This is a genomic window from Streptomyces hypolithicus (assembly GCF_052934925.1).
On sequence record NZ_CM128811.1, the window covers coordinates 400,450 to 426,917 of the forward strand.

Sequence of the window (26,468 nt, forward strand, 5' to 3'; positions counted from 1 at the left end):
CCGCCCGCCCCAGCACAGCACGGCCGGGGCGGGGCGGGCAGGGGCGGCCCTGTAGGTCAGTCCGCGTGGCCGAGTTGCAGGTCGCGTTCGGTGCGTCCGCCGCCCGCGACCTGGAGCACGGTGGCGACCGGCGGGTACCCGGCGGCGATCACCGTGTACTCGCCGGACGACAGATCGACGAAGCGGAAGGTGCCGTCGGGGCCTGTGGTGAGCGTGTCCACGACGTTCCCGGCGGCGTCGAGCAGCGTGACCCGCGCGTCCTCGACAGCCCGCCCGCCGGTCGCCCGTACGGTACCGCGCAGGACCGCGCCCCCCGCCAGCTCGATGTCCTGCCTGGTCTCCCGCGCGGCCTGCACGCTCACCGGCAGAGCGGCGGGCCGGAAGGCCGGGGCGCTGCCCGCCAGGGTGTACTCCCCCGCCACCAACTCCGAGATGACGTAGCCGCCTTCGCGCCCGCTGCGGGTCGAGGCGACGACCTCGCCGCGTACGTCGGTCAGTGTCACGGCGGCGTCCCGCACCGGTGATCCGTCCGCAGTCACCACGGTCCCGGCGAGCCGGCCTGCGCCGCCGAGCACCACGTCGAGCTCGACGGGCCGTTCCCCGACGGTGACCGTGACGGCCTGCGGCTGATGCCCGCCGGCCGCCGCGATCATCACGTACGACCCGGAGCCGGCCACGCTGAGCGCGTACCGCCCGTCGTCGCCGCTCGCCCCGCGCCCGACCTGCTGCCCGGAGACGTCGATGAGGGTGAGGGCCGCGCGGGGCACGACGCTGCCGTCGTGGTGCTGGACGGTGCCGCAGATCGCGACGCCGAAGGCGTGGGAGGGCGCGGTGCGGGCGGCGGGAATGGTGGAGGGCTCGGTGGTCGGGGCGAGGTGGGACACCAGCGGTTTCTCCTTGAGGAAGCAGGCGATGAGCAGGCCGAGGACGAGCACCGGCACGAGATAGAGGAAGATGCGCGGCATGGCCACGGCGTACGCCTCGATGTAGGCGTCGCGCAGCGTGGGCGGCAGGGCGTGCACGAGCTGCGGGGTGATGGCCGCCGGATCGGGCAGGCCGGAGCCGGCGGGCAGGCGCGCGGCGAGCGCGTCACCGAGCCGGTTCGCGAAGAGGGTGCCGAAGATGGCGGCTCCGACACTGCCGCCGATCTGCCGGAAGTAGTTGTTGGCGCTGGTGGCGGTGCCGAGGTCGGCGGGCGGCACCGAGTTCTGCACGGCGAGGATCAGCACCGGCAGGACCAGTCCGATGCCGACGCCGAGGACGGCCATCCAGATGCTGTAGTGCAGCCGCTCGGTGTCGGCCTCCAGCCGGGACAGCAGCCACATGCCCGCCACGGAGAGCGCGCTGCCGAGCACCGGGTAGACGCGGTAGCGGCCGGTACGGCTGATGAGCTGGCCCGAGACGATGGAGGCGATGACGACGCCGCCCATCATCGGAAGCATCAGCAGCCCGGATTCGGTGGCGGTGGCCCCGTCGACCATCTGGAGATACGTCGGCAGGTAGCTGGCGGCGCCGAAGAGCGCCACGCCGACGACAGCGCCGACGAGCCCGGTGACGTTGAAGACGGAGTCGCGGAACAGCCGCAGCGGCATGATGGGTTCGGGCGCGAAGTGCTCGACGACGACGAACAGCACACTCGATCCGGCGGCCCCAGCGGCGAGACCCAGGATGACGCGCGAGTCCCAGGCGTACTCCGTTCCGCCCCAACTGGTGAGCAGTACCAGGCAGGTGGACGCGGCGGCGAGCAGCAGCGCGCCCAGTACGTCGAGGCGCGGCCGCACGTCCGGCTTCGGGACCTTCAGCACGACGGCGATGACGGCCATGGTGACCAGGCCGAAGGGGACGTTGATGTAGAAGCACCAGCGCCATGAGGCGTGGTCGGTGAAGAAGCCGCCGAGCAGCGGCCCGGCGACGGAGGCCAGGCCGAAGGCGGCGCCGATGAGGCCCATGAAACGGCCGCGGTCCCTGGGCGGCACGATGTCGGCGATGATCGCCTGCACGCCGATCATGAGCCCGCCCGCGCCGATGCCCTGGACGGCGCGGAAGGCGATGAGCTGGTCCATCGTGCGCGACCAGCCGGCCAGCGCCGAGCCGACGACGAAGACGACGATGGCGAACTGGAAGATGCCCTTGCGGCCGAAGAGATCGCCGAGCTTTCCGTAAACCGGCAGGCCGATGGTGGCGGTGAGCAGATAGGCGGTGATCGCCCACGACATCCGGTCCAGGCCCTGGAGTTCACCGACGATCTTCGGGAGGGCGGTGGCCACGATCATCTGCTCCAGCGCGGCGAGGAGCAGCGCGAGCATCAGCCCGACGAAGACCAGCCGCACGCGCCGGGGACTGAGCGGGGGCGGCGCCTCGGCCCCCTCTGCGGTGGGGAGTTGATCCAGGGGTGGCGACGGCGGTGCCACGGCCCCGGCCGTTTCCTGCTTCACCAGAGTGATCCCGCCCACGTACTGCTCCCCTCGACCGACTGCGCCGCCCATTTCTCGCATTACGCGACAACTGGAGCAAGCGGGGCGCAAGGGCGAGGAGGCGTACGCGGGCGGCTTCACCCCCGGTGGGAGCCCCTGCGGCGCACTACCGGCGTACGGAGAAAACCACTCGAACCGGTGACGGGCGGCTCGGGACCCCCTGGCTCGGGATCTCTGACTCCGGATCCCCCAGTTCCCCTCTACCTCTCCACGTGGGCGGCGAGGTTGGCGAGTTGGGCGTCGTAGATCCGTCCGAGCCCCTTGGGCGCGAAGGTCTTCTCGAAGAAGCCGCCGATGCCGCCCGCGCCGTTCCACACCGTGGTGACGACGACCTTGGACCTGCCCTCGCCCGCCGGGGTGACGGTCCAGGTGGTGACCATGGTGGAGTTGCGGTCCTTCTCGACGAGCTGCCCGTCGGTCGGCTCGGTCACTTCGAGGAGGCAGTCGCGGATGCGCTTGCTGGTGGCCTGGAGCTTCCAGTGGACGAGGGTGCCCTCGCCGTCACCGCCCTCGCGCACCTCGTACTCCGAGAAGTGCTCGGGCAGCAGCTTTTCGCGCGCGCCGCTGTAGTCGGCCAGCGTGTCGAACACGGTCTCCGCATCCGCCGCGATAATCCGCTCCGTCGTGGCCTCGACCTGCGCCATGCGTGTTCCTCCAGCACTCGGGTTTTCGGGAAGTGCGGCCAGCCAACCACCTCCGGCACGGCCGCCAAAATCGGGGTCGCGACAAAGGGGGAACTTGCGTTCCACTGATAGAGCCATCGCTTTACCGTGCGGCGAGGGGTCAAGGCGTCGACTCGCGTAGACACTTGTCCACGGGACGCAGAAGGGCCCCGTGGCACCGGCCAGGGCTCGGCCACCCGCGCGGTCAGCCCTGCTTCCACTCAATCCTCAACGTGCGGGGATCGAAGGGGCGGTCGCCCCCCTGGCCGGGCAGGATCCGTCCTCGTCCAGCTCTTCGTCCTTACTGATCCGACGATACGCAGCACCTGCGCGGAATAGGGTCACAGAACGCAGTATCGAAGGATCTACAGTTTCGCCCGCAAGGGCCGGGCGTGCGCACCCGAGTGGTAACGGCCTGGTGCGCGATAGGGGGCGGATCAGCCCGCGGCGTCGGATGCGGTGCATCGCAAGGCGGCGGAGCGTCCTCATAGCGGAGCTATCAGGGCGTTTCGCCAACGCGGCGAGGTGCCGTAGCCGACGCCGCGGGCCCGTCCCCTACCGCGCACCAGGCCGTAACAGCGTGGGAGCATCCACCATGTGCACGTCCTGGCACGGAATTCGGCAACCGGCGAGCACGGCCACGCTCCGGTCGCCGCTGGTTAGGGTGTGTGCCCATGAACGGGGGCGGCGTACAGATACGGGACATGACCCTCGACGACTGCAAAGTCGTCGCCAGGCCGGTTTCGCCCCGGACGGCGCTGTCAGGGCCGACCGGGCGGACGGCGTTGACATGCCGGAGATCCGTTACGCGAGGCGGCTGAGCGCGGCGGACGCGGCGGCGCCCAGCCTCGGGTGAGGCAGCGCCGCTTCCAGCACCGGCCGCGCCCGCACGTCACGCAGCTGCCCCAGGCCTTCGACGCAGGCGAGCGCCACCCGCCAGTGCGGGTTGCGCGGGGCCAGCAGTCCGCGCAGCGTGGTGATCAGCGCCGGTACGGTCTCGGGCGCCCGCAGCTCGGTGAGCAGCCGCACCGGGTGCAGTGCGTACGCCGTGCGCAGCGAGTTCGTGGCCAGCGCGGCCGCCGCCCGGGCGGTGCGCGGGTCCCGCAGGCGCGCCAGCGCGTACGCGGCGGTGACGCAGCGCTCGGGGTCGCGGTGGTTGAGGAGCAGGACCAGCGCCTCGAAGGCCCGTCGGTCGCCGGCGCAGCCGAGCCGGAAGGCGGCGATCTCGCGCGCCCACAGGGGGCGTCCGCTCTCCGTCAGAACCGTGGCGAGCTCTTCCGGGTCCTCGGTGGCGAGCAGCCGCACGTACGCATCGCTCGCATCGGCCGCCTCGCCCCGCACCCGGTCGCTGAGCGACCTCAGCTCCTCGTCCATCAGGTCAGCGTATAAGCGGCCCCGGCCCGCGCGGCGCAGATCACATCTTCTCAGGTCTGGCGCGCTCGTTACTCGCCGGTTAACCTCAGGTGAGCGGGACACCCCCCGCTGGGATTCAGCTTTTGGCGGCCTGGTGACGCAGCCGCCGAGAGTGCACGTCGGTTCAGTACCGCCCTTACGACGCAGCTCCAGGGACAGAGCCCGTCGGTTTCGCAGCACGACCTGCGCCTTCCGCACGCAACTCCCCCGCTCCGTACGCCGGCTTCCGCTTCGCGTACCGGCGACGCTGTGCGTGTGCCCCTCAGTCGTCACTCACTGTCTGGAGTCCCGTGATGGACATCCCTCTCAGCACCGTCGCCGTGATCGGTCTCGGCACCATGGGCACCGGCATCGCCGAGGTCCTGGCACGCGCCGGCCGCGAGGTCGTCGGCATCGACATCAGCGAGGCCGCGGCCCGCCTGGCCGTCGGTTCGCTCGAAGCCTCCACCGCCCGCGCGGTGGAGCGCGAGCGGATCACCGCCCAGGAGCGGCGCGACATCCTTGCCCGCTTCCGCACCTTCTCCGACCTCCGGGCGGCCGCCGACGCCGATCTGGTGATCGAGGTCGTGCCCGAGTCGTACGAGGCCAAGCAGCAGGTCTTCCGCGCCCTGGACACCATCGTGCGCCCCACCACCATCCTGGCCACCGGCACGAACGCGCTGTCCGTGACCCGGCTGGCCGCCGACTCCGCGCACCCCGAGCGGGTTCTCGGCCTGCACTTCTTCAACCCGGCTCCCGCGATGAAGCTCGTCGAGGTCGTCTCGTCGGTGCTGACCGCGCCCCAGGCCGTCGAGGCCGTCACCGCGCTCGCCCGGGACCTGGGCAAGGAGCCCGTCAAGGTGGGCGACCGGCCCGGATTCGTCGCGGATGGCCTGCTGTTCGGCTATCTCAACCAGGCCGCCGCGATGTACGAGGCGAAGTACGCCTCCCGTGAGGACATCGACGCCGCGATGCGCCTCGGCTGCGGCCTGCCGATGGGCCCGCTGGCGCTGCTGGACCTGATCGGCATCGACACGGCCCGCACCGTCCTGGACGCGATGTACTCCGCGTCCCACGACCGGCTGCACGCGCCCGCCCCCATCCTCAAGCAGCTCAGCGAGGCCGGGCTGAGCGGCCACAAGTCGGGCCGCGGCTTCTACACGTACGAGACGCCGGGCAGTCACACCGTGGTGCCCGACGCACTCACGCCGCTGGAGTCGGCGCAGGCCGCAGCGGGTCTGCCGGTGCGTTCGGTGGGCGTCGCCGGGTCGGGGACGATGGCGTCGGGCATCGCGGAGGTGTTCGCGAAGGCCGGTTACGACGTGGTGCTCGCGGCCCGGAGCCAGGAGAAGGCCGAGCAGGCCAAGGCCCGTATCGCCAAGTCGCTTACCCGCTCTGTCGACAAGGGCCGGATGACGTCCGAGGCCCGCGACGAGACGCTGGGCCGGGTCAGGGCGGCCGGGTCGCTCGACGCGTTCGCCGAGGTCGATCTGGCGGTGGAGGCCGTCGCGGAGGACCTGGAGATCAAGCAGCAGCTCTTCGCGACGCTCGACAAGGTCTGCAAGCCGGGTGCGGTGCTCGCCACCACGACCTCCTCGCTGCCGGTGGTCGCCATCGCCCGGGCGACCGCGCGCCCGCAGGATGTCATCGGGATGCACTTCTTCAACCCGGCGCCCGCGATGAAGCTCGTCGAGGTGGTCCGTACGGTCCTGACTTCCGAGGCGGCGCACGCGACCGTCCGCGAGGTGTGCGTGAAGATCCGCAAGCACCCGGTGGACTGCGGTGACCGGGCCGGGTTCATCGTGAACGCGCTGCTCTTCCCGTACCTGAACAACGCGATCAAGATGGTCGAGCAGCACTACGCGACGCTGGACGACATCGACGCCGCCATGAAGCTCGGCGGCGGCTATCCGATGGGCCCCTTCGAGCTGCTCGACGTCGTCGGCCTCGATGTGTCGCTGGCCATCGAGCAGGTGCTGCACCGCGAGTTCCGCGACCCGGGCCTTGCGCCGGCCCCGCTGCTCGAACACCTGGTGGCCGCGGGCTGCCTGGGCCGCAAGACCGGCCGCGGCTTCCGGGAGTATGCCGCGCGCTGAGCAGGAGGGTGTGACCGGCTGGGGCGGGCTGCTGGAGCCGGACGGCAGCCCGCACCCACAGGCGCGCTCTCCTGCGCGAATGCAGTACGTTCGGGGCATGTCCCAGCCCGCTGACTCCTCCAGACGGCCGTCCCGCACGAGCTCCGCGTCCGACGCGCCCGAGAGCCCCGCCGGCTCCCGCGCGGCAGCCCAGCGGCTCAAGATGCGCCGCGAGCTCTCGGCGGCGGCGATGGAGCTGTTCGCGACGAAGGGGTACGAGGCGACGACCGTCGACGAGATCGCCGCCGCGGGCGGGGTGGCCCGCCGGACCTTCTTCCGGCACTTCCGCTCCAAGGAAGAGGCGATCTTCCCGGACCACGACGACACCCTGGTACGCGCCGAAGCGGTGCTCAACGCGGCCTCGCCGCACGAGCATCCGCTCGACACGGTCTGCCGGGGCATCAAGGAAGTCATGCGGATGTACGCGGCGTCCCCCGCGGTCTCCGTGGCCCGGTACAAGCTCACCCGCGAGGTGCCGACGTTGCGCGAGGCCGAGATCGCCTCGGTGGCGCGTTACGAGCGGCTGTTCACGCGCTATCTGCTGGGCCACTTCGACGAGCACGACCACCAGGCGGGCAACGACGACCCGCTGCTCGCGGAGGTCGCCGCCTCGGCCGTGGTGACCGCTCACAACCACGTGCTGCGCCGCTGGCTGCGGGCGGGCGGCCAAGGGGACGTGGAGACGCAGCTCGACCACGCGTTCTCCATCGTCCGGGACACCTTCGGTACGGGGATAGGCGCGGGCCGCACGGCGGACCGCGAGAAGGCCGCCACGCCGACGGCATCGGTCAGCACCAGCGGCGACGTGATGGTGACCGTCGCCCGGACGGACGCACCGCTGGACGAGGTCATGCGGACGATCGAGCGGGCACTGAAGCAGAACTGACCCGCGCACCACAGCGCCACCTTCGCCCGGAATTACGGGGGGAGGTGGCGTTTTTCCTGTCCCCGCCAGGGCGACTCCGATCGATCATCGCTCATATGTGACGGTCAGATGACAACTGAGAGAAATTGTTGACACTCAGTGCCTTGTCACGTGACACGCGGTGTCATACGTTGATGTTGTCCGGGTGGCCGACATACCGCGATCATCGATATGTCGACTGTCCCCGCAGTCAGCTCTTCTGCGACCCCGGACGCCTGCGTCACCAGGCAACCCCCTTCCGCGCCACCCGCACGCGGCGCAGCCCCATCCGCCGGACCGACGGCACTACCTCCCGTCCCTCCCCTCAACACCTCGCTTCGCCGGAGGCATCACGTGAAGGAAATCCTGGACGCGATCCAGTCGCAGACTGAATCGAACAGCGGCTCCGCCGCGGGTACGGCCGCAGACTTCGCGGCCCTGTCCATCCCTGAGTCGTACCGCGCGGTGACCGTGCACAAGGACGAAGCGGAGATGTTCGCCGGCGTCGCCAGCCGCGACAAGGACCCCCGCAAGTCCCTCCACGTGGAGGACGTGCCGGTGCCGGAACTCGGCCCGGGTGAGGCCCTGGTGGCCGTGATGGCCAGCTCGGTCAACTACAACTCCGTCTGGACCTCGATCTTCGAGCCGGTGTCGACCTTCGGCTTCCTGGAGCGGTACGGCAGGCTCAGCGAGCTCAGCAAGCGCCACGACCTCCCGTACCACGTCATCGGCTCCGACCTCGCGGGCGTCGTGCTGCGCACCGGCCCCGGCGTCAACGCCTGGAAGCCCGGCGACGAGGTCGTCGCGCACTGTCTGTCCGTCGAGCTGGAGTCCTCCGACGGCCACAACGACACGATGCTCGACCCCGAGCAGCGCATCTGGGGCTTCGAGACCAACTTCGGCGGCCTGGCAGAGCTCGCGCTCGTCAAGTCCAACCAGCTGATGCCCAAGCCCGACCACCTCAGCTGGGAGGAGGCAGCGGCGCCCGGCCTGGTCAACTCGACGGCGTACCGCCAGCTCGTCTCGCGCAACGGCGCCGGTATGAAGCAGGGCGACAACGTCCTGATCTGGGGCGCGAGCGGCGGACTCGGTTCGTACGCCACCCAGTTCGCGCTGGCCGGCGGCGCCAACCCCATCTGTGTCGTCTCCAGCGACCAGAAGGCGGAGATCTGCCGGAAGATGGGCGCGGAGGCGATCATCGACCGCAACGCCGAGGACTACAAGTTCTGGAAGGACGAGCACCACCAGGACCCCCGCGAGTGGAAGCGCTTCGGCAAGCGCATCCGGGAGCTGACCGGCGGCGAGGACGTCGACATCGTCTTCGAGCACCCGGGCCGCGAGACGTTCGGCGCGAGTGTGTACGTGACCCGCAAGGGCGGCACGATCGTCACCTGCGCCTCCACGTCGGGCTACAACCACGAGTACGACAACCGCTACCTGTGGATGTCGCTGAAGAAGATCGTCGGCTCGCACTTCGCCAACTACCGCGAGGCATGGGAGGCCAACCGCCTCGTCGCCAAGGGCAAGATCCACCCGACGCTGTCGAAGGTGTACTCGCTGGACGACACCGGCCAGGCCGCGTACGACGTCCACCGCAACCGGCACCAGGGCAAGGTCGGCGTGCTGGCGCTCGCGCCCCGCGAGGGCCTGGGCGTGCGCAACCACGAGCTGCGCGAGCAGCACCTCGACGCGATCAACCGCTTCAGGGACGTCTGATGACAGACCGCCGCAAGGACCGGCCCTGGCTCATGCGGACGTACGCCGGTCACTCGACCGCCGAGGCGTCCAACGAGCTGTACCGGAACAACCTCGCCAAGGGTCAGACCGGGCTCTCGGTCGCCTTCGACCTGCCCACGCAGACCGGTTACGACCCCGACCACATCCTCGCCCGCGGCGAGGTCGGCCGGGTCGGGGTCCCGGTGTCCCATCTCGGTGACATGCGGCGGCTGTTCCAGGACATCCCGCTGGAGCAGATGAACACCTCGATGACCATCAACGCCACGGCCATGTGGCTGCTGGCGATGTACCAGGTGGTCGCGGAGGAGCAGGGCGCCGACATCACCAAGCTGCAGGGGACGACGCAGAACGACATCGTCAAGGAGTACCTGTCGCGCGGGACGCACGTCTTCCCACCGGTGCCGAGCCTGCGGCTGACGACGGACATGATCACCTACACGGTGAACCACATCCCCAAGTGGAACCCGATCAACATCTGCAGCTACCACCTCCAGGAGGCCGGCGCGACACCGGTCCAGGAGATCGCGTACGCGATGAGCACGGCCGTCGCCGTCCTCGACGCCGTACGGGACAGCGGTCAGGTGCCTGCGGAGAAGTTCGGGGACGTCGTCGCCCGCATCTCGTTCTTCGTCAACGCGGGCGTCCGCTTCGTCGAGGAGATGTGCAAGATGCGCGCCTTCGGCCGCATCTGGGACAAGGTCACCCGCGAGCGGTACGGCATCGAGAGCGACAAGCAGCGCCGCTTCCGCTACGGCGTGCAGGTCAACTCGCTGGGTCTGACCGAGGCGCAGCCGGAGAACAACGTCCAGCGGATCGTGCTGGAGATGCTGGCCGTCACCCTCTCCAAGGACGCCCGCGCCCGCGCCGTCCAGCTCCCGGCCTGGAACGAGGCGCTGGGCCTGCCCCGCCCCTGGGACCAGCAGTGGTCGCTGCGCATCCAGCAGGTCCTCGCCCTGGAGAGCGATCTGCTGGAGTACGAGGACATCTTCGCCGGGTCCCACGTCATCGAGGCCAAGGTGGAGTCGCTGGTCGCCGAGTCCTTCGCGGAGATGGACCGGATCGAGGCGATGGGCGGCGCGATGGCCGCCGTCGAGTCCGGCTATCTCAAGTCGCAGCTGGTCTCCTCGCATGCGCAGCGGCGTGCGCGTATCGAGTCCGGCGACGAGAAGATCGTCGGCGTCAACTGCTACGTGCCGACCGAGCCGAGCCCGCTCACCTCGGACCTCGACGGCGCGATCATGACGGTCGACCCGGCCAACGAGGCGCGTGTCGTAGCGAAGTTGCACGAGTGGCGCGACAACCGCGACGAAGCCCGCGCGAGCGAGGCCCTGGCTACCCTGAAGAAGGCCGCGGCGGGCACCGCCAACCTGATGGAGGCCACCGTCGAGTGCGCCCGCGCGGGTGTCACCACCGGCGAGTGGTCGTGGGCGCTGCGGGACGTCTTCGGCGAGTTCCGCGCGCCGACCGGCGTGAGCAGCGCCCCGGTGGCGGTCACCGCCGAGGTGGGGACCCCGCTGGCGCTCGTACGGGACAAGGTGGCCCGTACCGCCGAGGATCTGGGCTCCGGGAGGCTGCGTCTGCTGGTCGGCAAGCCGGGCCTGGACGGGCACTCCAACGGCGCCGAGCAGATCGCCGTACGCGCCCGCGACGCGGGCTTCGAAGTAGTCTACCAGGGCATCAGGCTGACGCCCGAGCAGATCGTCAGTGCCGCCCTCGCCGAGGACGTGCACTGTGTCGGCTTGTCCATCCTGTCGGGTTCGCACGCGGAGCTGGTGCCGGACGTGCTGGTCCGGCTCAGGCAGGCAGGCGCCCCCGACATCCCGGTGATCGCGGGCGGGATCATCCCGCCGGCGGACGCCGCGGAGCTGCTTGCGGCGGGAGTGGCCGCCGTATTCACACCCAAGGACTTCGGCATCACGGAGATCATCGGCCGTATCGTCGACGAGATCCGCAAAGCGAACAAGCTCGACCCTCTGGAGGTCCCCGCATGACCACGCCCACGCCCGCCGTCAACCGTCTGCGTCCCCGCCGCTCCTGCCTGGCCGTGCCCGGCTCGAACCCGCGCTTTCTGGAGAAGGCCCAGGGCCTGCCGGCCGACCAGGTCTTCCTGGACCTGGAGGACGCGTGCGCGCCGCTCGCCAAGGAGGGCGCCCGGCACACCATCGTCGACGCCCTGAACAACGGTGACTGGACGGGCAAGACCCGGGTCGTGCGGGTCAACGACTGGACGACGCACTGGACGTACCGCGATGTCGTCACGGTCGTCGAGGGCGCGGGCCCGAACCTCGACTGCATCATGCTGCCGAAGGTCCAGGACGCCCAGCAGGTCGTGGCGCTCGACCTGCTCCTGACCCAGATCGAGAAGACGATGGGCTTCGAGGTCGGGAAGATCGGCATCGAGGCGCAGATCGAGAACGCCAAGGGTCTGGTGAACGTCGACGAGATCGCCGCCGCCTCGCCGCGCCTGGAGACCATCATCTTCGGCCCGGCCGACTTCATGGCCTCCATCAACATGAAGACGCTGGTTGTCGGCATGCAGCCGCCCGGGTACGGCGCGGACGCGTACCACTACATCCTGATGCGCATCCTGATGGCTGCCCGTATGCACGACCTCCAGGCCATCGACGGCCCGTTCCTCCAGATCCGCGACGTGGACGCCTACCGCGAGGTCGCGGGCCGCGCGGCGGCGCTCGGCTTCGACGGCAAGTGGGTGCTGCATCCCGGTCAGGTCGACGCGGCCAACGAGGTCTTCTCGCCCTCCCAGGAGGACTACGACCACGCCGAGCTGATCCTGGACGCGTACGACTACTGCACGTCGGAGGCCGGCGGCAAGAAGGGCTCGGCGATGCTCGGCGACGAGATGATCGACGAGGCGAGCCGCAAGATGGCGCTGGTCATCTCCGGCAAGGGCCGCGCCGCCGGCATGCAGCGCACCACCAAGTTCGAGATCCCGGAGGCCTGAGGACATGCAGTTCGGCCGCACTTACGAAGAGTTCGAGATCGGCGCCGTCTACAAGCACTGGCCCGGGAAGACGGTCACGGAGTACGACGACCACCTCTTCTGTCTGCTCACGATGAACCACCACCCGCTGCACATGGACAGCAACTACGCCGAGAAGACGACGGACTTCGGCAAGAACGTCGTCGTCGGCAACTACATCTACTCGCTGCTGCTCGGCATGTCGGTGCCCGACGTCTCCGGGAAGGCCATCGCCAACCTGGAAGTCGAGTCGCTCAAGCACATCGCGCCGACGTTCCACGGCGACACGCTGTACGGCGAGACGACCGTGCTCGACAAGACGCCGTCGAAGTCCAAGAGCGACCGCGGAATCGTCTACGTCGAGACGAAGGGCTACAAGCAGGACGGCACCGTCGTGTGCGTGTTCCGGCGCAAGGTGATGGTCCCCACCGAGACGTACGTCAAGGAGCGCGGCGGCGAACAGCCGGGCCGCCCCACCCCGTCTGTCTGACCGAGCCAAGTTCCCAGGAGAAGCAGCCATGGCCCGTCTCGCCCAGACCGCCGGTCTGACCGACATCCAGCAGGAAATCCTCGCCACCGTCAGGAACTTCGTCGACAAGGAGATCCTCCCGGTCGCGACGGAGCTGGAGCACCGCGACGAGTACCCGACGGAGATCGTCGAAGGGCTCAAAGAACTCGGCCTGTTCGGCCTGATGATCCCCGAGGAGTACGGCGGGCTGGGTGAGTCCCTTCTCACATACGCGCTGTGCGTGGAGGAGATCGCCCGTGGCTGGATGAGCGTGTCCGGCATCATCAACACCCACTTCATCGTCGCGTACATGCTCAAGCAGCACGGCACGCAGGAGCAGAAGGACACCTTCCTGCCCCGCATGGCGCTGGGCGAGGTGCGCGGCGCGTTCTCGATGTCGGAGCCGGCGCTGGGCTCGGACGTGTCCGCCATCACGTCCAAGGGCGTCAAGGACGGTGACGAGTACGTCCTGACCGGCCAGAAGATGTGGCTGACGAACGGCGGCTCGTCCACGCTCGTCGCGGTCCTGTGCCGCAGCGACGAGGGCCTTCCCGAGGGGACCGCCCCGCACAAGCAGATGACGACCTTCCTGGTGGAGAAGGAGCCGGGCTTCGGTGAGGTGCGCACGGGCCTGACCATCCCGGGGAAGATCGACAAGATGGGCTACAAGGGCGTCGACACCACCGAGTTGATCATGGACGGACTGCGCATTCCGGCCAATCGCGTACTCGGCGGGACAACCGGCCGAGGATTTTACCAAATGATGGACGGCGTCGAGGTCGGCCGCGTCAATGTGGCGGCCCGTGGTTGCGGCGTGGCGCAGCGTGCATTCGAGCTGGGTGTCTCGTATGCCCAGCAGCGTCACACTTTCGGTAAGCCGATCGCCCAGCACCAGGCGATCCAGTTCAAGCTGGCCGAGATGGCCACCAAGGTCGAGGCCGCCCATGCGATGATGGTGAACGCAGCACGCAAAAAGGACTCCGGAGAACGAAACGACCTAGAGGCAGGGATGGCGAAGTACCTCGCCTCCGAATACTGCAAGGAAGTCGTCGAGGACGCCTTCCGCATCCATGGCGGTTACGGGTTCTCGAAGGAGTACGAGATCGAGCGCCTCTACCGCGAGGCACCGATGCTGCTCATCGGTGAAGGTACCGCCGAGATCCAGAAGATGATCATTGGCCGGCGACTCCTCGAAGAGTACCGATTCCAGGGCTGATTGCACCTTTTGCGGGCAAATAGCCGCGAAGAAGATCACACCCTGTCATCGTCTTCAGGCCGCCGACTCGGCTTCTGGCTTACCCAGTTGCGGCACTCAACCGCTAACATTGGTCTGAAAGCCGCCGTCCCCCCGTTGCTTGCGCGGCATCATCCGCTACGAAGGTCATCCATGCCCCACAGCCAAACCTCTGCACCTCGCGACGGTCTCCTCAACGGACGCCTTGCTCGCGGAGCATCGCCGTGGCTTCTGCCGACCGTCGCCACCGCGGCACTGTCCCTCACCCGGGCTCGCAAGTCCGGGCGCTGGGCAGCGGCCGCTGTGCCCGCCACCGCGCTCGCGGCGGGCATGCTGTGTTCTTCCGCGACCCCGAGCGCGAGATCACTCAGGGCCGGGTCATCTCCCCGGCCGACGGAGTGGTGCAGAGCATCATGCCGTGGAAGGACGGGCGTACCCGCGTCGCGATCTTCATGAGCCCGCTGAACGTCCACGTCAACCGGGCGCCCCTCGCGGGCACCGTGACGTCGGTCGAGCACATTCCCGGCGGCTTCGTGCCGGCGTTCAACAAGGAGAGCGAGAACAACGAGCGCGTTGTCTGGCACTTCGACACCGAGCTCGGTGACATCGAGATGATCCAGATCGCCGGCGCGGTCGCCCGCCGTATCGTCCCCTACGTCCCGCAGGGCACCAAGGTCGAGCAGGGCGAGCGCATCGGTCTGATCCGCTTCGGCTCGCGCGTCGACATCTACCTGCCCGAGGGCGTCGAGGTCGCGGTCGAGGTCGGCCAGGCCACCACCGCGGGGGTGACTCGAATTGACCGTGACTGATCCGGAAGCCGGCTGGGTTCCCGAGGCCGAGGAAGAGGACGACGCCGAGGACATGCCGCTCTCCATGCGGCTGTCGATAGCGGACACCCTCACCCTGGGCAACGCGACGTGCGGATTCATGGCGGTGTACTTCACCACCACCGGGATCCTCATCCCGCACCTCCAGGGCAGCGCGGAGACCGGCATGGCGCGGCACAGCGCCGCGACCGCCGTGATCCTTATGCTCCTGGCGGCGATCTTCGACCTCTGCGACGGGCTCGTGGCGCGCAAGCTGCGCAGCTCGCCGATGGGCGCGGAGCTGGACAACCTCTCCGACCTCATCAGCTTCGGGCTCGCCCCGGCCTATTTCGTACTCGTGTACGGCATGGTCGCGGACGATGCCCATCAGCGGGTGTCTGCGCTGGCGGCGATCGTGGTGCTGCTGGCGGTGGTGCTGCGACTTGCGCGGTTCTCGTGCGTGACGCTGAAGGACGGCATGTTCCAGGGCATGCCGAGCCCCTTCGGCGCGCTCACCGTCGTCTCGATCGTGCTGCTGGAGCTGCCCTTCATCCCCACGCTGCTCGCCATCATCGGCGTCGCGTGGCTGATGGTCAGCCGGGTCGAGTACCCCAAGCCGCACGGTGTTCTCGCGGTGGCGATGCTCGCCTGGATCGTCGGCGCGATGGGGCTGCTGGCGGCATGGGCGTTCGACGCGCCCGGCGGTCAGGTGCTGCTCGCGACGGGCTGCGCGCTGCAGGTGGTACTGGGCGCGGTCATCCCGCTCTTCGCCACGGCCCGGCGGGTCAACACCTTCCGCGACAACCGGCGCGAGGCGAGGGCGGCGCAGCCGCTGCCGTAGCTCGCGCGGAAGCTTTGCATGTACGAGAGGCCCGGACCAGTTGGTCCGGGCCTCTCGTACATGCCGTGCCTCGTGCCCGTGCCTCGGCTGGATTCGGCCGCACTCAGCCACTCAGCCTTGCAGCCGAGGCCGCGCCTACGTGCCTACGTCAGGAAGTCGCGGGCGATGTTCTCCGCCACGCGTTCCAGCAGCGGGCCCGCCTCGGCCATCGAGCGCGCCGGGTCCGGCTCCAGGTCGGCCAGGGCGTACGCGCGGCGGATGCCTGCCCGGCCCAGGACCTCCGGGGGGAGCGCCAGGCGGCCGCAGACGGCGATGACCTCGACGTTCTGGGCGCGGGCCGCGGCTGCCACCCCGGCCGGCGCCTTGCCGTGCAGGGTCTGCGCGTCGAGGGAGCCCTCACCGGTGATGACGAGGGTGGCCCGCTCCAGCGCCGACGCGAATCCGAGGACGTCGAGCATGACCTCGATGCCGGGCCGGAAACTCGCCCCGAGTGCGATCAGCGCGCCGAACCCGATACCACCCGCAGCGCCCGCCCCGGGCGACTGGGCGAGGTCTTCGCCGCCGAGCACGGACGCGTAGTGCGCGAGGGCGGCGTCCAGGGTGGCCACGTCGTCCTCGCCGGCGCCCTTCTGCGGCCCGTACACCGCCGCCGCGCCCTTGGGGCCGGTGAGCGGGTTGTCCACGTCGCTGGCGAGGACCAGGTCCACCTCGGTCAGCCGCTTGTCCAGGCCGCTCAGGTCCGCGGTCGCGAGATCGCGCAGACCTCCGCCGCCGGGACCGACCGGCTCGCCCGCCGCGTTCAGGAACCGCGCGCCGAGCGCGGACAGCATGCCGGCCCCGCCGTCCGTCGTCGCGCTCCCGCCGACGCCGAAGACGATCGTCCGCGCCCCCGCGTCGAGCGCGGCGGCCAGCAGCTCGCCGGAGCCGTACGTCGTCGCGGTGAGCGGCGCGAAGACGCCGTCCGGGAGGTGCTGGAGGCCCGAGGCCTCCGCCATCTCGACCACCGCGGTGCCGTCCCGCAGCGCGTACGCCGCCGTGAGCTGCTCGCCGCGCGGGCCCGTGACCCGTACCTCCCGGCGCTCGAAACCGGCCGCGACCGCCGCGGCCACCGTGCCGTCGCCGCCGTCGGCGACGGGCAGTGCCTCGACGCTCACGTCGGGGACGACCCGGCGCAGCCCGGCCGTCACCCGCTCAGCGACCTGCACGGCCGTGAGCGAACCCTTGAACTTGTCCGCCGCGACGAGCACGCGGGCGGTCTCAGTTACTGCTCCGTCCGTCACCTTGCTATCCCTTGCTTTCGAACAGGCAGTCGCGCCGCCCTGACCTTATCCGCAGTAGGGCGTCCGTGCCTATGTCGCATACCAGTGAAAACACCGCCAACTCCCATATAAGGCCATCGGAAGGGGTAGACCCAGTGCCTTCCCTCCGTTCCCCCGAAGGAAGTCCCCCCGCAGCAAGTCCCCCCAGAGGACGTTCCCCCGAAGAGATCCGGAGAGCCCATGCGCACACTCGTAGGCGGAATCCTGGCTGCCGTCGCGGCCGGGGCCCTGGCCGCCCAGAGCCCGAGCACGGCCGGTGCGTCACAACCGTCCGGTCCGGTCGCGGGGACGGGGAGGGAGCGGGAGTCGCTGCCCACCGAGATCAAGGGCGGTGCCTGGCAGGCCGGGCATGTGCAGGGCGTGGCGGTCGACCGCCACAAGGGGTACATGTACTTCTCCTTCACCAGCCTGCTCGTCAAGACCGATCTGCGCGGCAACCCGGTCGGCTCGGTCGGCGGGTTCACCGGGCACCTCGGTGATCTGGACTTCAACGCGAAGGACGGGCGGGTCTACGGCTCGCTGGAGTACAAGTCGGCGAAGGCGTTCTACGTCGCGATCCTCGATGTGGACCGGATCGACCGCATCGGTCTGGACGCCCGCGGCAGCGACCTCGTGAGGACCGTGCACCTCCAGGAGGTCGTGGACGACTACACGGCCGACATGAACGGCGACGGCACGTTCGACGGGGACACCGCGAACACGCCCGACCACCGGTACGGCTGCAGCGGCGTCGACGGCGTGACGTTCGGCCCCGATCTCGGACGCGGGGGCCGCGCCCCGAACGGCAAGCAGCTGCTGACGGTCGCCTACGGCATCTATTCGAACGTCACCCGACGGGACAACGATCACCAGGTGCTGCTCCAGTACGACGTGGACAGGTGGCGCCGCTACGAACGCCCGCTGCCCGGTAGCGCCCAGCACACCAGCGGGCCCTCCCGCGTCGACGGCAAATACTTCGTCCGTACCGGCAACACCCGCTATGGCGTGCAGAATCTGGCGTACGACGCGCACACCGGCCATTGGCTGATGGCCGTCTACAAGGGCGCGAAGACGCAGTTCCCCAACTACTCCCTCTTCGTCGCAGACGGCTCCAGGCGCCCGCCCCGTGGCCGTCTGGCCGGTCAGCCGGAACCCGATTACGGCCTGCTGCCGCCCCTGCTGCGCGCCGGTCTGCGTCATGAACCGTCCGGCACGTACGGCTGGGAGTCCGGCGGGCAGTACGGGCTGCTCGCGCTCGGCGACGGCCGGCACTACCTCACAGAGCCGGGCACGGTCGTGGAGGACGGCGTGACCAAGCAGACGGCCCGCGCGGCGCTGCACCGGTGGACGGGCCGGCCGCCCAACCCGTTCGAGGCGGCCGGCGACTGACGGGGACGGGGGACGCTGGGGACGCGGGCCGCCGCGTTCCGGGGCGGGCTGCGTACCCTCGACGTATGGCTGTCGTCGCGATCCTCAGCGGTGCCGGGATCTCCACGGATTCCGGCATCCCCGACTACCGGGGGCCGAACGGGCTGTGGCGGCGCGACCCCGAGGCCGAAAAGCTCGTCACGTACTGCTTCTACATGTCCGACCCGGAGATCCGCCGCCGCGCCTGGCGGATGCGCCGTGAAGGCCCTACGCTGCGCGCCGTCCCGAACGCCGCGCACCGGGCCGTGGCCGAGCTGGCGCGGTCGGGTGCCGAGGTGCGCGTCATCACGCAGAACGTCGACGGCCTGCACCAGCGGGCGGGCCTGCCGGAGGCCGAAGTGCTCGAACTGCACGGCACGGCCCGTGTGGTGATGTGCACCGGCTGCACCGCGCGCGGCCCCATGGAGGACGCGCTGGCGCGGGTGTCGGCGGGCGAGGAGGACCCGCCGTGCCTGGCCTGTGGGTCCGTGCTGAAGTCGGCGACCGTCATGTTCGGGGAGCGCCTCGATCCGGTCCTGATGGGCGAGGCACGCGCGATCGCGACGGCCTGCGACACCTTCGTCGCGGTCGGTACGAGCCTCAAGGTGCAGCCCGCCGCATCGCTGGCGGGCCTGGCGGCGAAGCACGGCGCCCGCCTGATCATCGTCAACGCCGAGCCGACCCGGTACGACGACCGCGCGGCCGAGGTGATCCGCGAGCCGATCGGCACGGCGCTGCCGAAGCTGCTGGAGCGGCTGAGGCCGTGACCGGCCGGCCCGCCCTCAGAACAGCGTGGCCCCGTCCCCCGCTGCCGCGCCCGCGCCGCTCCTCTCGAAAGCCAGCAGCTGCCGCTTGCGCTCCAGGCCGCCGCCGTAGCCGGTGAGGCTGCCCCCGGCGCCGATCACGCGGTGGCAGGGGACGATGATGCCGACCGGGTTCTTGCCGTTGGCGAGGCCGACGGCGCGCGAGGCGGCGGGGTTGCCCAGGCGCTCGGCCAGCTCGCCGTACGACCAGGTCTCCCCGTACGGGATCTGCTGGAGCTGCGCCCAGACGCTGCGCTGGAACGGGGTGCCCTCCAGGCTCAGGTCCAGGGCGAACTCCCGCAGCTCACCGGCGAAGTAGGCGTCGAGCTGCTGGACGGCCTCTGCGAAGATCCCGTCTTCCGGCGCCCCGAAGAACTCCTGCGGCGGCCGGTGGCGCTGATCGGTCATGTAGAGCCCGGACAGCCTGCCGTCCGTGCCCACCAGTGTCAGGGGACCGTACGGGCTGCTCACAACCCTGTGCTGTTTCATGTGCGTGCTCCTCAGACCGGCAGGTTGTTGATGGGGTGGGCGTCGGTGGCCCACAGATACTGCACGGCGTACGCCCGCCACGGCCGCCAGGCGGCGGCCCGCGCGGTGAAAGCGGCCGGTGTGGAGGGCAGACCCAGCTCCTGGGCGGCGCGCCGGATGCCGAGATCCGTCGGCAGAAAGGCGTCGGGGTCACCGAGCGCCCGCATCGCGATCACCTCGACCGTCCACGGCCCGAAGCCGGGCAGAGCCGCCAGATGTCGGCGCGTCCGCTCCCAGTCGCTGTCGACGCCGAGCTTCAGCTCGCCACTGGCCAGCGAGGAGACGAGCGTCGTCAGCGTGGTGCGGCGGCTGCGCGGCAGCGCCAGCGACCCGGGGTCGAGGGCGGCCAGTGCGTGGGCGTCGGGGAAAAGGTGCGTGAGCGAGCCCGCCGGGTCGTCGACGGGCGTTCCGTGGGCGGTGACGAGCCGGGCGGCATGGGTGCGGGCCGCAGCCGTGGAGACCTGCTGGCCGAGCACGGCTCGTACGGCGAATTCGGCCGCGTCGACCGTACGCGGCACCCGGCGGCCCGGGGCCTTGTCGACGAGCGGGGCGAGCAGCGGATCGGTCCGCAGCTGATCGTCGACGGCGACCGGGTCGGCGTCGAGGTCGAGCAGCCAGCGGCAGCGGCTGATGGCGAGGGTGAGATCGCGCAGGTCTGTGAGCGACAGCAGACACCCGATGTGGTCCGGCTGCGGGGTCAGCGCCGCGATCCCGTGCCCGTACGGCAGGTCGAGGGTCCGCCGGTAGGCGCCGTCCCGCCATTCCTCGACGCCGGGCACAGCGGTCGCGGCGAGATGCCCGAAGAGATTCGTCGGGTTGAGCGGGGCGCGGAACGGCAGTCGCAGCGAGATCACGCCGGGCGTCTGCGGCCGCTTGCTGCCGCGGCTGCGCAGCTCGCTGGGTGAGAGGGCGAAGACCTCGCGCACCGTGTCGTTGAACGTACGCACCGAGGAGAATCCGGCGGCGAAGGCCACGTCCGCCATCGGCAGCGGAGTCGTCTCGATCAGTAGCCGGGCGGTCTGCGCGCGCTGCGCCCGCGCCAGGGCCAGCGGGCCGGCTCCCAGCTCGGCCAGCAGCTGCCGCTCGATCTGCCGGGTGCTGTATCCGAGCCGGCCAGCGAGCCCCGGCACGCCGTCACGGTCCACAACGCCGTCACCGATCAGCCGCATCGCGCGGGCGACGACGTCGGCGCGGGTGTTCCACTCCGGGGAGCCGGGGCTGGTGTCCGGCCGGCAGCGTTTGCAGGCCCGGAATCCGGCCTGCTGACAGGCGGCGGCGCTCGGGTAGAAGCTCATGTTCTGCACTTTCGGCGGCACGACGGGGCAGCTCGGCCGGCAGTAGATCCGCGTGGTCAGGACCGCGGTGAAGAACCAGCCGTCGAAGCGCGAGTCCTTGGACTGCACGGCGCGTACGCAACGCTCGGTGTCGGTGTGCATGGTTCAAGCATCAGCCACCGAGGCACCCGTCGCTGGCGAAAATCCGACATCAAGGTGCCTCTGCGAGGGCCGCCTCGAAGGCCGCGTACGCGGATTCGTCGAACAGCACGAACCGCACCTCGGCGACCGACCCGCCCGCCTCCTCGCCCGCCTCCTCGCGGACCGCACGCACGGCGATGCGTGCGGCGTCGTCCATCGGCCACCCGAAGACGCCGGTGGAGATGGCGGGAAACGCCACCGTGGCCGCACCAAGCTCTCGCGCCACCCGTAGTGACTCGCGGTAGCAGGACGCCAGCAGACCACTGCGGTCCTCACCGGCCGCCCATACGGGCCCCACGGTGTGAATCACAAAGCGTGCGTCCAGCAGCCCGGCTGTGGTGGCGACGGCCTGTCCGGCGGGCAGCCCCCTGCCGTACCGGGACGCACGCAACCGACGGCACTCGTCCAGGACGGCGGGTCCGCCCTTGCGGTGGATCGCACCGTCGACCCCGCCGCCGCCCAGCAGCGAGGAGTTCGCGGCGTTGACGATTGCGTCGACGTGCTGCTCTGTGATGTCTCCCCGCACCAGGGTGATCATGACGCCCGCAGCCGTCGCCAGACCGCCTTCGCCGCGTTGTGTCCGGACATGCCGTGCACGCCGGGCCCCGGCGGGGTGGCGGACGAACAGAGGAAGACCGCCGGATGCGGCGTCGTGTACGGGAAGGCCGAGAGCTTCGGGCGCAGCAGCAGCTGAAGCCCCGACGCGGCGCCGCACGCGATGTCCCCGCCCACGTAGTTGGCGTTGCGTGCCGCGAGCTGGGGCGGCCCGGCGGTGGCACGGGCCAGCACGCGGTCCCGGAAGCCCGGCGCGAAGCGATCGATCTGCCGCTCGATGGCGTCCGTCAGGTCGCCCTCCCAGGAGTTCGGCACGTGTCCGTACACCCACAGCACATGTTTCCCCTCGGGGGCACGCGACGGGTCCACGACACTGGGCTGGGAGGCGATCAGGAACGGCGTCTGCGGAGCCGTACCGCCCGAAGCCTGCCGCAATGCCGTTCCGATCTCGCCCGCAGTCGGGCCCACCTGCACCGTCCCGGCGCGCCGGGGCGCCTCCGCGGTCCACGGGACCGGCCCGTCGAGCGCGTAGTCGATCTTGAACACGCTCGCGCCGTACCGGTAGTTCTCGTACGCCCGCCCCAGCCCCGCGATCCGGGCCATCGCCGTCGGCGACGTGTCGAAGACGTACGCGCGCGCGGGCGGCAGGTCGTCCAGGCGCTTCACCTCGAACCCGGTGTGCACGACCCCCCCGAGGTCGTGCAGATACGCCGCCAGCGCGTCCGAGATCGACTGCGAACCACCTCGCGGCACCGGCCACCCGCCGGCGTGCGCGGCCAGCGCGAACACCAGCCCCACCGCGCTGGTGGCGACGCCGCCGAGCGGCGCGATGACATGGGCGACGAGCCCGGCGAACAAAGCCCGCGCCTTCTCGTCCCGAAACCGCCGCATCAGCCACGTCGACGGCGGTAGCCCGTCGATTCCGAACCGGGCCAGCGTGATCGGATCCCGGGGCAGCGCGGTGGAGGGCAGCGACATGAAATCCCGCGCCAGCGAGTCCCACTTCCCCACGTACGGCGCCACCAGCCGCCGGTACGTGCCGGCGTCCCGCGCCCCCAGCGAGGCGGCGGTCTCGGCCACGGACCGCGACAGCACAGCGGCGGTCCCGTCGTCCCACGGATGAGCCATCGGCAACTCGGGGTGCAGCCACTCCAACCCGTACCGCCCGAGCGGCAGCTCCTTGAATACGGGCGATCCAGCCCCCAGCGGATGGACGGCGGAACACGGGTCGTGCAGGAACCCGGGCAGCGTCAGCTCCTCGGTCCTGGCGCCGCCCCCCACCCGGTCCAGCGCCTCGAACACCTCCACCGAGAAACCCCGGCGGGCGAGTTCCACCGCAGCGGTAAGCCCGTTGGGCCCCGCCCCTACGACCACGGCATCGAGCATCGACGGCACCTTCGGACTCCTTAGTCAGCCGACGGCCAGTAGCTCAAGGATATTCCGGGCCGCACGGCCTGCGACGGCGGGAGGTGGACAGGGCCGCAGGCGCTCCCCCGAGGGCCCCGGCGCCCAGCAATCCGACTACGCCCCCGCCGCCCCGCCGAGCAGCCCCACCACCCGATCCACCGTCCCGGCGTCCCGCCCCGCCGTGAACGGCAGCGCATTGCCACCCGCCAACCGAAACCGCTCCCCCGTCACCGTCGCGTGCGAACCCCCCGCCTCCTCGACCAGCAGCAGCCCGGCGGCGTGATCCCAGGCCAGCTCCCACGAGAAGGCCACCGCGTCCAGCTCACCCCGGGCCACCGCCAGGTACTCCAGCCCGGCCGAACCACACGGCCGGGCGTCGACCCCGTCCACGTACAACCCGAGCAGCGCGTCCTTCTGCTCGTCCGTCGTGTAGTCCGGATGCGAGGTGGCCACCTTCAAAGGCGCGCCGCCGAGAGGCGAACCCGCCCGCAGCACCGCACCATTCAGCCGGGACCCGGCACCCCGCACCGCCACCGCCATGAGATCCAGCGCGGGCGCGTACGTCCACGACGCCAGCACCTCCCCCCGGTGCGCCAGCGCGACCAGCGTGCAGAACCCTGCCTCGCCCCGCACGAACTGCCTCGTCCCGTCCACCGGGTCCACGATCCAGACCGGCGCGTCGCCGCGCAGCGCGTCATACACCCCGGGATCCGCGTGGACGGCTTCCTCACCCACCACCACCGACCCGGGGAGCAGCCGCGTCAGGGACGCGGTCAGGTGCTCCTCGGCCAGCCGGTCGGCAACCGTCACCAGGTCGTGCGGCCCGGACTTCTCCACGATCTCGTGCGCGGCGAGCTGCCGGAACCGCGGCACGATCTCGGCGGCGGCCGCCTTACGCATCGCCTCTTCGACGTCGGACAACTTGTCATCGATCATGCGTCCAGCAAAGCACGCCCCTCTGACAAGTCACCCCGCCCTCCTCACCCGCCCGCGTAACCTCGCGTTCCGCCGGGGTTCAGAGCGGGGATGATCTCGGCGCCGTACGCGTCGATCGTCGCTTCGCGCGCGTCGTGCATGTTGTACACGGCGAAGTGGTCGACGCCGAGTTCGCGCAGCGCCTTGAGCTTCTCGATGTGCGCCTCGGCCGGTCCCAGCAGGCAGAAGCGGTCGATGATCTCGTCCGGAACGAAAGCGGTGTCGGGGTTCCCGGCCCGCCCGTGGTGGCTGTAGTCGTACCCCTGGCGCGCCTTGATGTACTCGGTCAGCGCCTCCGGGACGAGCCCCGAGCGCTCCCCGTACCGCCCGACCAGGTCGGCCACGTGGTTGCCGACCATGCCCCCGAACCACCGGCACTGCTCCCGCGCGTGGGCGAGGTCGTCACCGACGTAGGCCGGCGCCGCGACGCAGATGGTGACGGACGCCGGGTCCCGTCCGGCGTCCGAAGCGGCAGTACGCACCGACTTGATCATCCACTCCGTCAGGAACGGGTCGGCCAGCTGAAGGATGAACCCGTCGGCCTTCTGCCCCGCCAGTTCCAGCGCCTTCGGACCGTAAGCCGCCATCCACACCGGCAGCCGGCCGTCCTTGACCCACGGCAGCCTGATCCGCTTCCCGTCGACGTCCGCCTCGCGCCCCTCGGCCAGGTCACGGATGACGCCGATCGCTTCGCCGACCCGGGCCAGGGTGTTGGGTTTGCGGCCCGCGACACGCATCGCGGAGTCGCCGCGGCCGATGCCGCAGATGGTCCGGTTGCCGTACATGTCGTTGAGGGTGGCAAAGGTGGACGCGGTGACTTCCCAGGTCCGGGTGGACGGGTTGGTCACCATGGGCCCCACGATGAGGCGCTCGGTGTGTTCGAGAATGCGGCTGTAGATGACGAAGGGTTCCTGCCACAGGACGGCGGAGTCGAACGTCCAGCCGTGGCTGAAGCCGTTGCGCTCCGCCCGCCGCATGAGGCCGACGACGGCCGAGGCGGGCGGGTCGGTCTGCAGGACGAGTCCGAAGTCCATCTGGACCTCCTAGCTCAGGTTCTGACAGGGACCGGGTCTGCGAAATGCGTGGTTGGCCCGTCCGGTGAACTCGCGTTCGCCGATGACGAGATGACCGCGCAGCACCGTGCCCACCTGCCCGGTGACGCGTTGACCTGCTCCGGGAGATCCTTCCACACCAGGCCGCGCCGAACCCTGTACAACGACGCCTCGAACGCGAGTCGCGGGGGGCCAATCCTGGACTGCTTCTCATGCCTTGGGAAGAGGTTCTCGACACGCGCCTGACGCCGCGTCATCCGATCTGGATGACGACCTTGCCTTTCGCGTGTCCCTTTTCCACGGCAGCGAGGGCGTCCGCTGCGCTGTCGAAGGAAATGACGTCCTCCACGTGTGGGTCGAGTTTGCCGCCGGCGACGAGGCCGGCGACGATGTCGAGCACCCGGCTCGTCCGGTCTCGTACGATCGCGTGTCCGCCCAGCTCCTCCGCGGTGCCGGAGTCGCCCGCGCTGATCAAATTTCTGCGCTGGGACAGGAGTTCGGCTACCGCGCGTAGGCCGTCCCCGCCGGCGAGGTCGAAGATCGCGTCGACGCCCTGCGGCAGAATCTCACGGATCCTGGCTGCGACGCCGTCTCCGTACGGTACGAGGATGGCGCCCAGGGACTCGATCAGAGGACGTTTGCCGGCGCCGGCTGTCCCGATCACGTTGATGCCGAGATCGCGGGCGATCTGAGCCGCGGCCACTCCGACGCCGCCGCTGACGCCGTTGATCAACAGAGTCTGGCCGGGCTGGAGGCCGAGCTGTTTCACACCGTCATAAGCAGTTGCTCCGGCCACGCTGAGGGTGGCCGCGTCGGTGAAGGACAGATGCACCGGCTTGTGCGCGGTGGTTGCCGCCGAGGTCAGCGTGTACTCGGCGTACCCTCCGGAGCCGGGAGCGACGTTGCCGAAGACCTCGTCTCCGACGGCGAACCCCTCCACGTCCTGCCCCACCTCTCGCACGATCCCGGCAACCTCCGAACCGAGCACGGCGGGGAAGTCGAGCGGCCGTACTTCGCGCAGGTGGCCGGCCCGGACCTTCCAGTCGACCGGATTCACCCCGGCGGCCTTCACCTCGACGAGCAGCTCGCCGGCCATCGGCGTGGGCATCTCGAGATCGAGGAAGTCCTGAACGTCCGGGTCGCCGTACTCGGTGAAGCCGTAGGCCCTCATGCGGTGACGCCGAACGCCTGGACGACCTGCTCCACGCCGGCGTTGGCGACGAGGAAGGCGATGCGCTTGCCTGCCAGTTCACTACTCACGTGCACTCTCCGGTTATCAGTCCTGGGTCTTCAGT

At 70.1% G+C, this 26,468-nt stretch carries 21 protein-coding genes and 1 pseudogene; 11 read left to right on the forward strand and 11 right to left on the reverse strand.

Annotation, left to right across the window (positions count from 1 at the left end; translation table 11 throughout):
* Positions 1–56: 56 nt before the first annotated feature.
* From ACU6WZ_RS02025 to ACU6WZ_RS02035, 3 genes are all read right to left on the reverse strand, one after another.
* Entirely contained in the window at positions 57–2,453 is a 2,397-nt protein-coding gene (locus ACU6WZ_RS02025; protein ID WP_447031382.1) for an MFS transporter, read from the reverse strand.
* A gap of 221 nt (positions 2,454–2,674) precedes the next feature.
* Positions 2,675–3,118: an SRPBCC family protein gene (locus ACU6WZ_RS02030; RefSeq protein ID WP_447031383.1), complete on the reverse strand. Its 444-nt coding sequence runs from the start codon at positions 3,116–3,118 to the stop codon at positions 2,675–2,677.
* An 822-nt stretch (positions 3,119–3,940) separates the two neighbouring features.
* A complete protein-coding gene (locus ACU6WZ_RS02035; protein WP_447031384.1) occupies positions 3,941–4,510 on the reverse strand; it encodes an adenylosuccinate lyase in 570 nt (189 codons plus the stop codon).
* 332 nt (positions 4,511–4,842) lie between these two features.
* Between ACU6WZ_RS02035 and ACU6WZ_RS02040 the strand changes: the two genes are divergently transcribed.
* The 9 genes and pseudogenes from ACU6WZ_RS02040 (at position 4,843) to pssA (ending at position 15,673) form a co-directional block, all read left to right on the forward strand.
* Positions 4,843–6,624: a 3-hydroxyacyl-CoA dehydrogenase family protein gene (locus tag ACU6WZ_RS02040; RefSeq protein WP_447031385.1), complete on the forward strand. Its 1,782-nt coding sequence runs from the start codon at positions 4,843–4,845 to the stop codon at positions 6,622–6,624.
* A 97-nt stretch (positions 6,625–6,721) separates the two neighbouring features.
* Positions 6,722–7,549 carry a TetR family transcriptional regulator gene (locus ACU6WZ_RS02045; RefSeq protein ID WP_447031386.1) on the forward strand — a complete coding sequence of 276 codons (828 nt, stop codon included), beginning with the start codon at positions 6,722–6,724 and terminating at the stop codon, positions 7,547–7,549.
* A gap of 372 nt (positions 7,550–7,921) precedes the next feature.
* Positions 7,922–9,283 carry a crotonyl-CoA carboxylase/reductase gene (gene ccrA, locus ACU6WZ_RS02050; protein ID WP_447031387.1) on the forward strand — a complete coding sequence of 454 codons (1,362 nt, stop codon included), beginning with the start codon at positions 7,922–7,924 and terminating at the stop codon, positions 9,281–9,283.
* A complete protein-coding gene (locus tag ACU6WZ_RS02055; RefSeq protein ID WP_447031388.1) occupies positions 9,283–11,295 on the forward strand; it encodes an ethylmalonyl-CoA mutase in 2,013 nt (670 codons plus the stop codon). Before ccrA ends, ACU6WZ_RS02055 begins: the two co-directional genes overlap by 1 nt.
* A complete protein-coding gene (locus ACU6WZ_RS02060; protein WP_447031389.1) occupies positions 11,292–12,266 on the forward strand; it encodes an HpcH/HpaI aldolase/citrate lyase family protein in 975 nt (324 codons plus the stop codon). Before ACU6WZ_RS02055 ends, ACU6WZ_RS02060 begins: the two co-directional genes overlap by 4 nt.
* Positions 12,267–12,270: 4 nt before the next feature.
* Complete coding sequence (locus ACU6WZ_RS02065; RefSeq protein WP_447031390.1) at positions 12,271–12,774, forward strand: MaoC family dehydratase; 504 nt, start codon at positions 12,271–12,273, stop codon at positions 12,772–12,774.
* Between the two features lie 28 nt (positions 12,775–12,802).
* Positions 12,803–14,008 (forward strand): acyl-CoA dehydrogenase family protein, encoded by a 1,206-nt coding sequence (locus tag ACU6WZ_RS02070; RefSeq protein WP_447031391.1) that lies wholly within the window; start codon positions 12,803–12,805, stop codon positions 14,006–14,008.
* Between the two features lie 171 nt (positions 14,009–14,179).
* Positions 14,180–14,835 (forward strand): annotated as a pseudogene (locus ACU6WZ_RS02075) (phosphatidylserine decarboxylase).
* Positions 14,836–14,887: 52 nt separating this feature from the next.
* On the forward strand, positions 14,888–15,673 hold the full coding sequence (pssA, locus tag ACU6WZ_RS02080; protein WP_447033808.1) for a CDP-diacylglycerol--serine O-phosphatidyltransferase: 786 nt from the start codon (positions 14,888–14,890) through the stop codon (positions 15,671–15,673).
* Positions 15,674–15,816: 143 nt separating this feature from the next.
* Here pssA and ACU6WZ_RS02085 read toward each other — a convergent pair whose 3' ends face one another.
* Entirely contained in the window at positions 15,817–16,953 is a 1,137-nt protein-coding gene (locus ACU6WZ_RS02085; RefSeq protein WP_447031392.1) for a glycerate kinase, read from the reverse strand.
* A 219-nt stretch (positions 16,954–17,172) separates the two neighbouring features.
* Here ACU6WZ_RS02085 and ACU6WZ_RS02090 point away from each other — a divergent pair, with 219 nt between their 5' ends.
* Positions 17,173–18,360 (forward strand): hypothetical protein, encoded by a 1,188-nt coding sequence (locus ACU6WZ_RS02090; protein ID WP_447031394.1) that lies wholly within the window; start codon positions 17,173–17,175, stop codon positions 18,358–18,360.
* A 65-nt stretch (positions 18,361–18,425) separates the two neighbouring features.
* Positions 18,426–19,145, forward strand: a complete 720-nt coding sequence (locus ACU6WZ_RS02095) for an SIR2 family NAD-dependent protein deacylase (RefSeq protein WP_447031395.1) — start codon at positions 18,426–18,428, stop codon at positions 19,143–19,145.
* A gap of 15 nt (positions 19,146–19,160) precedes the next feature.
* Here the strand turns inward: ACU6WZ_RS02095 and ACU6WZ_RS02100 are convergent, their stop codons facing one another.
* From ACU6WZ_RS02100 to ACU6WZ_RS02130, 7 genes are all read right to left on the reverse strand, one after another.
* Positions 19,161–19,670, reverse strand: a complete 510-nt coding sequence (locus tag ACU6WZ_RS02100) for a methylated-DNA--[protein]-cysteine S-methyltransferase (RefSeq protein ID WP_447031396.1) — start codon at positions 19,668–19,670, stop codon at positions 19,161–19,163.
* 11 nt (positions 19,671–19,681) lie between these two features.
* Complete coding sequence (locus ACU6WZ_RS02105; RefSeq protein WP_447031397.1) at positions 19,682–21,145, reverse strand: DNA-3-methyladenine glycosylase 2 family protein; 1,464 nt, start codon at positions 21,143–21,145, stop codon at positions 19,682–19,684.
* Positions 21,146–21,194: 49 nt separating this feature from the next.
* Positions 21,195–21,722 carry an O-acetyl-ADP-ribose deacetylase gene (locus ACU6WZ_RS02110; protein WP_447031398.1) on the reverse strand — a complete coding sequence of 176 codons (528 nt, stop codon included), beginning with the start codon at positions 21,720–21,722 and terminating at the stop codon, positions 21,195–21,197.
* A complete protein-coding gene (locus ACU6WZ_RS02115) occupies positions 21,719–23,134 on the reverse strand; it encodes a phytoene desaturase family protein (protein WP_447031399.1) in 1,416 nt (471 codons plus the stop codon). The genes ACU6WZ_RS02110 and ACU6WZ_RS02115 overlap by 4 nt, the downstream gene beginning before the upstream one ends.
* Positions 23,135–23,260: 126 nt before the next feature.
* Positions 23,261–24,082 carry an inositol monophosphatase family protein gene (locus tag ACU6WZ_RS02120; protein WP_447031400.1) on the reverse strand — a complete coding sequence of 274 codons (822 nt, stop codon included), beginning with the start codon at positions 24,080–24,082 and terminating at the stop codon, positions 23,261–23,263.
* A 44-nt stretch (positions 24,083–24,126) separates the two neighbouring features.
* On the reverse strand, positions 24,127–25,155 hold the full coding sequence (locus ACU6WZ_RS02125; protein ID WP_447031401.1) for a TIGR03842 family LLM class F420-dependent oxidoreductase: 1,029 nt from the start codon (positions 25,153–25,155) through the stop codon (positions 24,127–24,129).
* Positions 25,156–25,426: 271 nt separating this feature from the next.
* A complete protein-coding gene (locus tag ACU6WZ_RS02130) occupies positions 25,427–26,344 on the reverse strand; it encodes an NADP-dependent oxidoreductase (RefSeq protein WP_447031402.1) in 918 nt (305 codons plus the stop codon).
* Positions 26,345–26,468: the final 124 nt, after the last annotated feature.

Bases quoted from the DNA above. Each gene is read 5' to 3' on its own strand.
- ACU6WZ_RS02030 (WP_447031383.1), bottom strand. From the start codon at position 3,118: ATGGCGCAGGTCGAGGCCACGACGGAGCGGATTATCGCGGCGGATGCG.
- ACU6WZ_RS02035 (WP_447031384.1), bottom strand. From the start codon at position 4,510: ATGGACGAGGAGCTGAGGTCGCTCAGCGACCGGGTGCGGGGCGAGGCG.
- ACU6WZ_RS02040 (WP_447031385.1), top strand. From the start codon at position 4,843: ATGGACATCCCTCTCAGCACCGTCGCCGTGATCGGTCTCGGCACCATG.
- ACU6WZ_RS02045 (WP_447031386.1), top strand. From the start codon at position 6,722: ATGTCCCAGCCCGCTGACTCCTCCAGACGGCCGTCCCGCACGAGCTCC.
- ACU6WZ_RS02055 (WP_447031388.1), top strand. From the start codon at position 9,283: ATGACAGACCGCCGCAAGGACCGGCCCTGGCTCATGCGGACGTACGCC.
- ACU6WZ_RS02060 (WP_447031389.1), top strand. From the start codon at position 11,292: ATGACCACGCCCACGCCCGCCGTCAACCGTCTGCGTCCCCGCCGCTCC.
- ACU6WZ_RS02065 (WP_447031390.1), top strand. From the start codon at position 12,271: ATGCAGTTCGGCCGCACTTACGAAGAGTTCGAGATCGGCGCCGTCTAC.
- ACU6WZ_RS02070 (WP_447031391.1), top strand. From the start codon at position 12,803: ATGGCCCGTCTCGCCCAGACCGCCGGTCTGACCGACATCCAGCAGGAA.
- pssA (WP_447033808.1), top strand. From the start codon at position 14,888: ATGCCGCTCTCCATGCGGCTGTCGATAGCGGACACCCTCACCCTGGGC.
- ACU6WZ_RS02090 (WP_447031394.1), top strand. From the start codon at position 17,173: ATGCGCACACTCGTAGGCGGAATCCTGGCTGCCGTCGCGGCCGGGGCC.
- ACU6WZ_RS02095 (WP_447031395.1), top strand. From the start codon at position 18,426: ATGGCTGTCGTCGCGATCCTCAGCGGTGCCGGGATCTCCACGGATTCC.
- ACU6WZ_RS02100 (WP_447031396.1), bottom strand. From the start codon at position 19,670: ATGAAACAGCACAGGGTTGTGAGCAGCCCGTACGGTCCCCTGACACTG.
- ACU6WZ_RS02105 (WP_447031397.1), bottom strand. From the start codon at position 21,145: ATGCACACCGACACCGAGCGTTGCGTACGCGCCGTGCAGTCCAAGGAC.
- ACU6WZ_RS02110 (WP_447031398.1), bottom strand. From the start codon at position 21,722: ATGATCACCCTGGTGCGGGGAGACATCACAGAGCAGCACGTCGACGCA.
- ACU6WZ_RS02120 (WP_447031400.1), bottom strand. From the start codon at position 24,082: ATGATCGATGACAAGTTGTCCGACGTCGAAGAGGCGATGCGTAAGGCG.
- ACU6WZ_RS02125 (WP_447031401.1), bottom strand. From the start codon at position 25,155: ATGGACTTCGGACTCGTCCTGCAGACCGACCCGCCCGCCTCGGCCGTC.
- ACU6WZ_RS02130 (WP_447031402.1), bottom strand. From the start codon at position 26,344: ATGAGGGCCTACGGCTTCACCGAGTACGGCGACCCGGACGTTCAGGAC.